General features: G+C 74.4%; 10 protein-coding genes. 3 read left to right on the top strand and 7 right to left on the bottom strand.

What is annotated here, in order from left to right:
* Positions 1–126 precede the first annotated feature (126 nt).
* From ACFVWU_RS26085 to ACFVWU_RS26060, 6 genes are all read right to left on the bottom strand, one after another.
* Entirely contained in the window at positions 127–393 is a 267-nt protein-coding gene (locus tag ACFVWU_RS26085; RefSeq protein WP_359827563.1) for a metal-sensitive transcriptional regulator, read from the bottom strand.
* 151 nt (positions 394–544) lie between these two features.
* Entirely contained in the window at positions 545–892 is a 348-nt protein-coding gene (locus tag ACFVWU_RS26080; protein ID WP_387625342.1) for a PRC-barrel domain-containing protein, read from the bottom strand.
* Positions 893–1032: 140 nt separating this feature from the next.
* Positions 1033–1680 (bottom strand): hypothetical protein, encoded by a 648-nt coding sequence (locus ACFVWU_RS26075; protein WP_387625340.1) that lies wholly within the window; start codon positions 1678–1680, stop codon positions 1033–1035.
* A gap of 170 nt (positions 1681–1850) precedes the next feature.
* Positions 1851–2525 carry a response regulator gene (locus ACFVWU_RS26070; RefSeq protein ID WP_380609884.1) on the bottom strand — a complete coding sequence of 225 codons (675 nt, stop codon included), beginning with the start codon at positions 2523–2525 and terminating at the stop codon, positions 1851–1853.
* Positions 2522–3976 (bottom strand): histidine kinase, encoded by a 1455-nt coding sequence (locus ACFVWU_RS26065; RefSeq protein ID WP_387625338.1) that lies wholly within the window; start codon positions 3974–3976, stop codon positions 2522–2524. The genes ACFVWU_RS26070 and ACFVWU_RS26065 overlap by 4 nt, the downstream gene beginning before the upstream one ends.
* A gap of 246 nt (positions 3977–4222) precedes the next feature.
* Entirely contained in the window at positions 4223–6436 is a 2214-nt protein-coding gene (locus ACFVWU_RS26060; RefSeq protein WP_387625336.1) for an MMPL family transporter, read from the bottom strand.
* Between the two features lie 408 nt (positions 6437–6844).
* On the opposite strand from ACFVWU_RS26060, the gene ACFVWU_RS26055 reads away from it, so the two are divergent.
* The 3 genes from ACFVWU_RS26055 to ACFVWU_RS26045 are packed head-to-tail and all read left to right on the top strand — an operon-like array spanning position 6845 to position 10029.
* On the top strand, positions 6845–7969 hold the full coding sequence (locus tag ACFVWU_RS26055) for a DegT/DnrJ/EryC1/StrS family aminotransferase (RefSeq protein ID WP_387625334.1): 1125 nt from the start codon (positions 6845–6847) through the stop codon (positions 7967–7969).
* Between the two features lie 22 nt (positions 7970–7991).
* Positions 7992–8936: an NAD-dependent epimerase/dehydratase family protein gene (locus ACFVWU_RS26050; protein WP_387625332.1), complete on the top strand. Its 945-nt coding sequence runs from the start codon at positions 7992–7994 to the stop codon at positions 8934–8936.
* Between the two features lie 13 nt (positions 8937–8949).
* Positions 8950–10029 (top strand): hypothetical protein, encoded by a 1080-nt coding sequence (locus tag ACFVWU_RS26045; RefSeq protein ID WP_387625330.1) that lies wholly within the window; start codon positions 8950–8952, stop codon positions 10027–10029.
* Between the two features lie 71 nt (positions 10030–10100).
* Here the strand turns inward: ACFVWU_RS26045 and ACFVWU_RS26040 are convergent, their stop codons facing one another.
* Complete coding sequence (locus tag ACFVWU_RS26040; RefSeq protein ID WP_387625328.1) at positions 10101–10832, bottom strand: polysaccharide deacetylase family protein; 732 nt, start codon at positions 10830–10832, stop codon at positions 10101–10103.
* Positions 10833–10838 lie beyond the last annotated feature (6 nt).

Here is a 10838-nt window from a genome sequence, read left to right as displayed (position 1 = left end):
GTTCGGCACCCCCGTGGCACAACCATCGCCCGGCCATCGCCTGGGCAGGGGGGGGGGCCGCGCCGCCCGACCCGCCGCGCCCCCTCCGGGCTGTCGGCAGTACCGCCGACCGGACCTCGGACCGGCTCAGGCCAGGGCGAGGAACAGCTTCTCCAGCTCGGCCTCGCTCATCGGCGGGGCGCCCTCGTCGGCGGCGGCCATGCACTGGCGCATCCCGCTCGCGACGATCTTGAACCCCGCCCGGTCAAGGGCGCGCGAGACGGCGGCAAGCTGGGTGACCACGTCCTTGCAGTCCCGACCCGCCTCGATCATCGCGATCACTCCGGCCAACTGGCCCTGAGCGCGACGCAGTCGGTTCAGGACCGCGCCGACCGCCTCCTCGTCCACCTGCATGTCCGGGCCGCCTTTCCCATCGACTGTCGATGGACAAGTGTACCCGGTGGGGTATTCATTCCCGGATGGCCGAGGAGGCCGCCGCCGAACTCGGCGACGGGTGCGGCGAAGGGCTCGGCGGCGGGCTCCCGTGGCAGGCCCGGCGACGCGCTCAGCGACGGGCCAGGCGGCGTTCGCCTCCGGCTCCGGTGGCGTACGGCAGCTGGTAGTAGGCGAACACCTCGGGTTCGTCGGTGGCCGGCAGGATGTCGTCGGTGCCGATCGCGGGGGCCTGCCTGACCTTGTTCCTCGGGAACGGCACCTGCAGGTAGCCCGGCCCCGCGACCGCGCCCTCCAGCGGGACGAAGGCCAGGCGGCGCCGGCCCATCATGCCGACCGTGACGGTGGCGAAGAACGGCTCGTCGGTGGACGTCTCGACGTAGACCGACTCCAGCGTGCCGATCCGGTGGCCCTTCTCGTCGACCACGGCGTGGCCGCGCCACTCCCGGATGTCTGCCATAGCGATCCCCACGGCCTCGGACCTCCCGTGTCGCGGCTGCCACCGGCTGCACGGCCCGGAGCTTCCATCCTGCGCCGCAGCGGGCCCGGTGGCGCGACGAGTCGGCGCACGGGCGCGCCCGGAGCGGGCGCACCCGAAGCTCAGAGGCCGGTCTGGACCTCGACGCGGTGGCGGATGTACTCGTCCGGGTGCGACCGGGCGATCGCCACGGCCGCCTCCACCAGAGCGTGCAGTTCCACCGGGTAGGCGCGCGGCACCAAGGGGAGGCCGGGAAGGATGCACCGGCGGACGTCGATGTCCTCGTTGGCGACGAACTCCCGCAGCGCGGCCTCGTTCCAGCTGTCCCGGACGGTCGCGCCCTCGTCGGCGGTCGCGTTGCGGCCGCCGCCGACCGACAGGGCCGTCCAGTACCAGGCCCGGGCGGCACCGGCGCGCTCCGGGTCGGTGCCGGTCTGCAGGTAGCCGAGCAGGGCCAGGCGGACCCGGCGCTGGCCGAAGGCGATCAGGGCGGGCTCGACGAAACGGCGGTTGAAGCTCGGGTTGGGGTCGTGGACCGCGGCCTCCATCAGCGCCTCGAAGTACTCCTCGGGCAGCTCGGACCGCCCGGCGAGCGCCTTGTGGACCTCCCAACGGGCCGCGCCCGGATAGTCCGCACCCGGTGCGACCTCGGCCCCGAGCAGGAGGAGCAGTCGAGCGAGCCGCAGCTCGAACGCCTGCGATCCGTCGTCCGCGCGCCCGGGCGACGGCTGGAGAATCCGCACCTCACCGGCCGTGTCCTTGGTTTCCACCAACATCCTCCTCATTCTGAGTCATCGGCAGACTACTCGCTGATACACCCGTTCGGAGGTCGTTTCAGGACAGATGGAATCTTGAACTGCTTCCCGGATGCGCGTTTTGACGAGCGCTCAGGGGCCGGCGGCGCCGAATGACCGGATTCGGACACCGTGGTGACCGACAGTCAGGACGGACGGCCGGGCGGGACCAGCCCGGACTGGTAGGCGATCGCGACGAGTTGAGCACGGTCGCGGGCGTCGAGCTTGGACATCGCCCGGTGCACATGAGTACGGACGGTGAACGGACTGACGAACATCCGCTCGGCGATCTCCTCGTTGGTGAGCCCGGTGGCGGCCATGGACATCACCTCGCGCTCGCGGGCGGTCAGCACGGCGAGCCGTTCGGCGGGGGCGACGGCGGCCGGGCCGGGCTGGGCGAGGAACTGGTCGATCACGGCCCGGGTGGCGGCGGGCGAGAGCAGGGCGTCACCGGCCGCGACGGTCCGGACGGCGGCGAGCAGCTCCTTCGGGTCGGCGCCCTTGCCGAGGAAGCCCCCGGCGCCCGCGCGCAGCGCCTGGGCCACGTACTCGTCGATCTCGAAGGTGGTGAGGATGAGCACCCTGGTGCCGGACAGCTCCTCGTCGCCGCAGATCTCGGCGGTGGCGCCGAGGCCGTCGGCGCCGGGCATCCGGATGTCCATCAGGACGATGTCGGGCTTGGTGGCCCGGGCGAGTTCCACCGCCTCCCGGCCGTCGGCGGCCTCGCCGACCACCTCCATGTCCTCCTCCGCGTCGATCAGCACCCGGAAGGCGCCGCGCAGCAGGGCCTGGTCGTCGGCGAGCAGCACGCGGATGGTCATGCGCGGTCTTTGTCCTTTCGGGTGGCGCGATCCTGTCGTGGGGCGCGGTCGGGTCGGGCGGGGCCGTCGGGTCGGGTGGCGCGGTCGGCTCGTACGGAGCAGTCCCAGCGGGCGGCGGGGGCGGGTCGGGCCCGGTCGCCGGGCCGGGCGCCGTCGCCGGGGCGGGCCGGGCCGTCGGGCCGGGCGCCGTCGCCGGGCCGGACGGCGTCCTCCGCCCGTACGGCGTCCTCCGCCCGTACGGCGCCGTCGTCGCGGGCGCCGGTGCGCAGCGGCAGCTCGGCGAGGACGAGGAAGCCGCCGTCGGGCCGCCGGTCGGCGGTGAGCCGGCCGCCGACCGCGCCGGCCCGTTCGCGCATGCCGATCAGGCCGAAGCCGCTCTCGCCCGGCGCGGGCTGGGGCAGGAGGACGGTGCGGGGACCGCCGGTGGCCGGCGGGCGGCCGTTGGCGACGCTGACGGCGACCCGGCTGCCGCTGTAGGAGAGGGTGACCTCGGCGTCGGCGCCGTGGGCGTGCTTGGCGACGTTGGTCAGCGACTCCTGGACGATCCGGAAGGCGGTGAGGTCGACGCCGGGCGACAGCGGCCGGGCTTCACCCTCGACGGCGAGCCGGACCGGCAGGCCGGCCCGCTCGAAGGTGCTGATCAGCTCGGGCAGCCGGTCCAGCCCGGGGGTGGGTTCCAGCGGGGCCGGCTCCTCGGCGCGGCGCAGCAGGCCGACAGTGGCGCGCAGCTCCTGGAGGGCGGAGCCGGTGGCGTCGGTGATGTGGCTGAGCACCTCGCGGGCCTGGACGGGGTGGGTGTCCATGAGGTGGACGGCGATGCCGGCCTGGGCGTTGGCGAGGGCGATGTGGTGGGCAACGACGTCGTGCAGGTCGCGGGCGATCCGGATCCGCTCGTCGGCGACCCGACGGCGGGCCTCCTCCTCGCGGGTGCGCTCGGCGCGTTCGGCGCGCTGCTCGATCTCGGCGAGCTGGGCGCGGCGGTTGCGGATGGAGTCGCCGAGGGCGCCGGGCAGCAGGGCCCAGGCGAGGACGCCGATCCGTTCGCCGATCGGGCCGCCGGGGCCGGCCAGCAGGGACATCCCGGTGAGCAGGACGGCGGTGACGATCGAGGCGCGCAGGGCGGTGGCGCGGTCGGTGTGGACGGCGAGGAAGTAGAGCGCGAGCAGGAGGGGGGTGGCCAGCATCGGGGTGAGCCGGGGGCTGGTCGGAGTCAGCAGCATGGTGCACAGCAGCGTGACGACGACCACCGCGCGCGGGTGGCGGCGGTGGAAGAACACGGCGGTGGCGGCGATCAGCGCCAGGACGCCGGTGGCCGGGTCCGCCGGGGCGAAGTGCCCGGTGGTCTGGTCGACCGTGGCACCGAGGGCGGTGATGGCGATCATGGCCGTGCCGCCGACGGCGTCGAGCAGCCGGGGGTGGTCGCGGCGCAGGCGCTGCCAGGTGTCGCTCATGGTCGGGCTCTCCGGGTCGGGGTGCCCTGGCCGCACCCTCGCCGGGTTCCGCCAGGTCGTGCCGCGCCGCACCCCGGGTGGGGCGCGGCGCGCCGGTGGGGGCCGCCGCGCCGGCAGCGGCCTCAGAGAACAACGGTAACGGTTGGGGCTCGAACCGGTGCCCGGGCCGACCGCCACCGGACCGGGCCCCACCGCGGGGCGGGGCCTGGTCCGGACCGTGCCGGGCGATGCCCGGTTCCGCCGGGCCTAGACGGTGACCGACTCGCGGACCGGGGCCGGTTCGGGGGCGACGGTGTGCAGCTTGCTGCCCTCGACGTCGACGTCCGGTACCAGGCGGTCGAGCCAGCGCGGCAGCCACCAGGCATGGCGGCCGAGCAGGGCGAGGACGGCCGGGACGATGGTCATCCGGACCACGAAGGCGTCGAAGGCGACGGCCGCGGCGAGCCCCAGGCCCATCATCTTGATCATCGGCTCGCTCATCCCGATGAAGCCCGCGAAGACGGAGATCATGATGAAGGCGGCGGCGGTGACCACCCGGGCGTTGTGCCGGAAACCGGTGACGATGGCCTCACCGGGCTGCTCCCCGTGCACGAAGGCCTCGCGGATCCGGGTGACCAGGAACACCTCGTAGTCCATGGCCAGGCCGAAGACCACACCGATCATGAAGATCGGCATCATGCTCATCACCGGGCCGGTCTGCTCCACGCCGATCAGGTCGGCCAGCCAGCCCCACTGGAAGACCGCGACCACGGCGCCGAGCGCGGCGGCCACCGAGAGCAGGAAGCCGAGCGCGGCCTTGAGCGGGACGAGGACGGAGCGGAAGACCACCAGCAGCAGCAGGACGGCCAGGCCGACGACCACGGCGAGGTAGGGCAGCAGCGCGTCGGTGAGCTTCTGCGAGACGTCGATGTTCATCGCCGTCGTACCGCTGACCAGGACCGTCGCCCCGGTGGAGGCCTTCAGGCCGGCCGCGTGGCCCCGGATGGTGTGGACCAGGTCCTTGGTGGCGGCCTCGGCCGGGCCGGTGGCCGGGATGGCGTTCAGCAGGGCGGTGTCCCCCGCCTTGTTGAACATCGGCGGCGTCACCGTGACCACGCCGGGCAGGCCGGAGACGGTCTTGGCGACCTCACCCGCGGCGGCCTTCGGGTCCGCGGTGCCCTTGACGTCCACCAGGACCGTCAGCGGGCCGTTGAAGCCGGGACCGAAGCCCTCGGACAGCAGGTCGTAGGCACGGCGCTGGGTGGTGGAGGTGGGCTTGGCCTCGTCGCCGGGCAGGCCGAGCCGCAGGTCGAGCGCGGGGGCGGCGAGCGCGCCGAGGCCGATCACGCCGAGCACCAGCACCGCGAGCGGGCGACGCAGCACGAAGCGGGCCCAGCGGGCGCCACCGTTCTCCTTCGCCCCGGCCGGCTGGACACCGCCCCCGGCCTTCTCGGCCTTGCGGACCTTGCGGGGCAGCACCTTGCGGCCGAGGAAGCCGAGCAGCGCGGGCACCAGGGTGAGCGCGACCAGCACGGCGACGACGACGGTGCCGGCGGCGGCCATGCCCATCTTGGCGAGGAGCGGGATGCCGACCACGGAGAGCCCGGCGAGGGCGATCACCACGGTGAGACCGGCGAAGACCACCGCGGAGCCGGCGGTGCCGACGGCCCGGCCGGCCGCCTCCTGCGGCGTACGGCCCTCGGAGAGCTCGGCCCGGTAGCGGGAGACGATGAAGACCGCGTAGTCGATGCCGACCGCGAGGCCGAGCATCATCGCCAGCGTGCCGGTGGTCGAGGAGAGGCCCAGCGTGCTGCCGAGCGCGGTGATCAGGGACATCCCGAGGCCGACGCCGACCACGGCGGTGAGCAGCGGCAGGCCGGCGGCGACCAGCGAGCCGAAGGTGATCATCAGGACGACGGCGGACAGCGCCATGCCGATCGCCTCACTGCTGCCGCCCGCCTCGGGCTTGGCCATCAGCGCGTTGCCGCCGATCTCGACCTTGAGCCCGGCGTCCCGGCCGTGCTGGGCGGCCTGCTGGAGGGCGTCGGTGGCGCCCTTGGACAGCTCGCCCGCCTTGGCGGAGTAGCTGACCGTCGCGTACGCCGTGGTGCCGTCCTTGGAGACGGCGCCCTGCATCTTGAACGGGTCGACCGCGCCGGTGACCTGCTCGGCGTGGGCGAGCTCGGCGACCGTCTTCTCCACGGCCTGCTGGTTGGGCTGCGCGGTGATCTTCTGGCCCGAGGGCGCGACGAACACCAGGCGGGCCGAGGCTCCGTCGGCGTGGCCGCCGGGGAAGCGCTCGTTCATCAGGTCGAAGGCCTTCTGCGCTTCCGTGCCGGGCATCGCGAAGCCGTCGTCGGGTGCGGCGGGCGCCTTGGCCGCCAGGACTCCGCAGACCGCCAGCACGGCAACCCACAGGAGGGCCACCAGCCGGCGGCGGACGAAGGCCCATCGGCCCAGGCGGTAGAGGAACGTGGCCACGGGAGAGCGGACTCCTTCGGATTCGGATTCGGGTTCGGGTTCCGGGGGACGGGTTCACGAGGGCGGACCTGGTCCGCCCGCAGCATGACCAATCCTTGATCGCGGCCCCCTGCTCCGTCGTCGTCCCTGCGCAGGCCGTTTCCGTACTGCGGACGCAGTACGGCCCTCCCCCGTACGGAGGAGCGCACGCCTCGCGCCGGGAGTATCCGCAGGCCCGCCCGGAGGCGGCCGGGGAGCAGGGCGGTGGCCCGCGGCCGGAGCAGGCGGGGGTCACCCGGGCGGGCGGCGACGACGGGCCGGGGCCGCCCGGGCGAAGTAGCGTGATGTGCCTGGCCCGACCGTTTCCGTACGGTTCGGGCCGTTCCATCCCGATCGGTGCTGACCCCAGCCCGCCGCCGGAGGTGCCCCATGGGCGTTCCAGCCGCCCGCATCGTGTTCGACGAGAACGACCGCGCGGCCGTCGCCGACGCCGTGACCGAGATGCTCACCACCGGTGCGCTCACCCTCGGCCCGTGGACCGAGCGCTTCGAGCAGGCCTTCGCCGCCGAGCACGGCGCCTCGCACGCCGTCGCGGTGAGCAGCGGAACCGCGGCGCTGGAGGTGATCCTGCGCACGGTCGACGTCCGGGGCCGCGACGTGGTCGTCCCCGCCGTCACCTTCTACGCCACGGCCGGCGCGGTGGTCCACGCGGGCGGTCGCCCGGTCTTCGCGGACGTCGACCCGGCCACCCTCGCGCTCTCCCCCGAGACCCTGGCCGCCGCCCTCACCCCGGATACCGCGGCCGTCGTCCTCGTCCACATCGGCGGGCTGGTCACCCCGCAGGTGGACGCCCTGCGGGCGTTGTGCGACCAGCACGGGATCCCGCTGATCGAGGACGCCGCACACGCCCACGGCAGCAGCCTGGGCGGCCGCGCCGCCGGGACCTTCGGCCTGGCCGGGGCCTTCTCCTTCTACCCGACCAAGGTCACCACCAGCGGCGAGGGCGGCATGATCCTCACCGAGTCGCCGGAGCTGCGCGACGAGGCCAGGATCTACCGCGACCAGGGCAAGGGCTCCTTCACCACCAACCACCACGTGCTGCTCGGCTACTCCTGGCGGATGAGCGAGCTGCACGCCGCCGTCGGCGCGGTGCACCTGCGCCGGCTCAAGGAGTTCATCGAGACCCGCCGCGCCGTCGCCCGCCGCTACGACGCGGCGCTGACCGGCGTGGACGGGCTGGAGCCGGTGCTCGAACCGCCCGGCTGCCGCGGCAACTACTACAAGTACGTGGCGCTGCTGGCGCCCGGCGTCGACCGCGCCGCGTTCAAGCGGGCGGTGGCCGAGGAGTACGGCGTGCGGCTGTCCGGCGAGGTGTACGACCTTCCGCTGCACCTGCAGCCGGTGCTCGCCCCCTACCGGGGCGGGCCGCTGCCGGTGGCCGAGGACGTCTGCGCGCGGCAGGTCTGCCTGCCGGTGCACTCCGACATGAGCGGGGACGAGGCGGAGCTGGTGATCGAGGCCGTCTCGGCGGTGCACCGGCGGATGGCCGGGTAGCCGGAGTGAAGGGAGCAAGACCGTGCGGATAGCCGTCACCGGTGGCTGCGGGTTCATCGGCTCACACGTCGTGGACCATCTCATCGCGGCCGGCCACGAGGTCCTCGCCGTGGACACCACCGACAAGTACCTCAACCCCGACGCCGAGCACGCCCGGATCGACGTCCTCGACCTGCCGGCCCTGACCTCCGCGCTGGCCGGCAGCCAGGTCGTCTACCACCTCGCCGCGATGGCCGACGTCGAGCAGGTCTACGCCGACCCGGTCCGGGCCGTGCGCGTCAACATCGACGGCACCGAGGCCGTCCTGGAGGCCGCCCGGCGCAGCGGCCTGAGCCGCACCGTCCTGGCGAGCACCGTGTGGGTCTACGGCGCCGCCCCCACCGACGGGCAACTCGACGGCGAGGAACAGGAGTTGGACGAGCACGTGCCGATCGAGCTGGAGCACAGCGGGCACCTGTACGTGGCCACCAAGCTCGCTGCCGAGATGCTGGTGCACAGTTACCGCGAGCTGTACGAGCAGCACTTCACCATCCTGCGCTTCGGCATCCCGTACGGCCCGAGGATGCGTGACGAACTGGTCGTCGCCCGGTTCGTCCAGGCTGCGCTGTCCGGGCGGCCGATCACCATCGCCGGGGACGGCCGGCAGAGCCGCAACTTCGTCTACGTCGAGGACCTCGCCGACGCCCACGTCCGGGCCCTCTCCCCCGCCGCCGAGGACCAGACCTTCGCCCTGGAGGGCTCGACCGCCGTCTCGGTGCGCGACATCGCCGACACCGTCGACCGGTTGCTGGGACCGGTCACCATCGAGCACATCGACGGCCGCAAGGCCGACTACACCGGGCGGCGGATCTCCTCCGCGCAGGCCAAGCGGCTGCTCGGCTGGTCGCCGCGGACCAACTTCGCCGACGGCGTGCGCCGGTACGCCGACTGGTACCGCACCTCCGCCGCCGCGTCCGCCGCCGGCTGACCGGGGCCGCCCGATGCCGCACGCCCTGCTGGTCTCCGGCTCGCTCGGCCAGGGCCACGACGTGATGGCCCAGGCCTGCGCGGACACCCTGCGGGAACGCGGCTGGACCACCCGCACGGTGGACGCGATGGCCCTGCTCGGGCAACGCTCCGGCGCGGCCGGAGAAGCCGTCTTCCGGCGTCTGCTCGACCTGCCCGGGGTCTACGACGCCTTCCACTTCTCGGCGCTGCGCCCGGGCGCGCGGCTCGCCCTGCTGGCCGACGCGGCGGCCCGCGCCCGGTTGGTCCCGGCGCTGCGGGAGCTGATCGCGGCGCAACGGCCGCAGCTGGTGGTCTCGGTGTTCGCCACCGCCACCTCGGCCGTCAACCGGCTGCCGCACCGGGACTTCCGGCACTTCGTGTTCTGCACGGACGTCACGCCGCACCGGCTCTGGGTGCAGGAGGACACCGACCTCTTCCTGGTCACCTCCGAGGTCGCCGCCTGCGCGGTGCGCCGCTACCGGCCGGACGCCGACATCGCCGTGCTGCCCGCGCCGCTGCGGCAGTCGTTCTACCGGCCGCCTGACCGGGCCGGGGCGCGGGCCGAACTGGGCGTGCCGCCGCAGGCCCAGTGCGTGCTGCTGATGTCCGGTTCCTGGGGGCTCGGGCCGATCGCCCGCACCGCCGCCTCGCTCGCCGCCGCCGGGCCGTACGTGCTCGCGGTGGCCGGGCGCAACCAGGAGCTGGAGCGGCGGCTGCGGGCCGCCGCCCGCAGTCGGCCCCGGCTGCACCCCTTCGGCTACACCGACCGGGTCCCCGCGCTGATGGCGGCCTCGGACCTGGTGGTCACCAGCTCCGGCGACACCTGCAGCGAGGCCCGGGCGCTCGGGCGGCGGCTGCTGCTGCTCGACGTGGTGCAGGGACACGGGCGGGACAACCTCCAGCACGAACTGGAGCTCGGCCACGCCGATGTCGCCACCGCCCGTCCGGCCGAGGTGGTCCGCAACGCGCTCGCGGCGCTGGGCAGGCCGCAGCCGCAGCCGTCGGCCGGGGCCTCGGCGGACGGGTGGCGCAAGGGGTTCGGGGCGGCGCTGGAGCGGGTGGGACTGGGGTAGCCGGAGACGGGGACGATCGCGCCGGGTCAGGGCGGTCGAATCGGTGGTGCGCGGCTCGCCGATCGTCCCGACTAGCCCTGGAGGGAGGCGGGGGGCGGGACGGCGTGGTCGCGCAGCGGGCCGAGGGTGAGGGCTCGGTCACGACAGTGGGCGGCGATCAGCGGGAGGGCGGCGAGGGTGGCACGCCAGGAGTCGTGAGCGGAGGTGCAGTCGGAGTCGTGCAGCAGGAGGGTCGCTCCGCCGCTGAGACCGGGGCGGGCGGTGGCGTACACGGAGGCGCCGGTGGCCTCGGCAGTCCAGTCGCGACCCCAGGCCGTCCACAGCACGCTGCGCAGGCCGAGGCGGCGGGCGGCCAGGGCCGGGCCGGCGGTCAGCACGCCGTACGGCGGGCGGTACCAGATCGGGCGGGCACCGCACAGGTCGGTCACCGCTTCGGCGGCGCGGCGCAGTTCGCGCAGGTCGCGGGCCGGGGCCGGGTACCACTGTGACCGGTGGTGCCAGCCGTGCACGGCGACCTCGTGGCCGCGCAGCACCAGCTCGCGGCCGAGCGCGGGGGCGCGGTCCAGCATCGCGCCGAGCAGGAAGAAGGTGGCGCGGGCGCCGAGTTCGTCCAGCGCGTCGAGGACGTACGGGGTGCTGCGCGGGTCGGGTCCGTCGTCGAAGGTCAGGGCCAGATGGCCCGGGGCGGTGCCGTATCCGGCGGTGCGCCGGGCCAGGGTGCGGCGCACCGCCGGGAGGCGGACCGCCGCCGGGGCGAGGTGCAGGAACTCCAGGCCCGCCGCGGTGGCGAGGGCCGCGGCCACCCGGGA

It is taken from the genome of Kitasatospora sp. NPDC058190, from assembly GCF_042883685.1.
Lineage (GTDB): Bacteria > Actinomycetota > Actinomycetes > Streptomycetales > Streptomycetaceae > Kitasatospora.
This window is presented reverse-complemented; position numbering and strand designations above follow the sequence as displayed.

Bases quoted from the DNA above. Each gene is read 5' to 3' on its own strand.
- ACFVWU_RS26085 (WP_359827563.1), bottom strand. From the start codon at position 393: ATGCAGGTGGACGAGGAGGCGGTCGGCGCGGTCCTGAACCGACTGCGT.
- ACFVWU_RS26080 (WP_387625342.1), bottom strand. From the start codon at position 892: ATGGCAGACATCCGGGAGTGGCGCGGCCACGCCGTGGTCGACGAGAAG.
- ACFVWU_RS26070 (WP_380609884.1), bottom strand. From the start codon at position 2,525: ATGACCATCCGCGTGCTGCTCGCCGACGACCAGGCCCTGCTGCGCGGC.
- ACFVWU_RS26065 (WP_387625338.1), bottom strand. From the start codon at position 3,976: ATGAGCGACACCTGGCAGCGCCTGCGCCGCGACCACCCCCGGCTGCTC.
- ACFVWU_RS26055 (WP_387625334.1), top strand. From the start codon at position 6,845: ATGGGCGTTCCAGCCGCCCGCATCGTGTTCGACGAGAACGACCGCGCG.
- ACFVWU_RS26045 (WP_387625330.1), top strand. From the start codon at position 8,950: ATGCCGCACGCCCTGCTGGTCTCCGGCTCGCTCGGCCAGGGCCACGAC.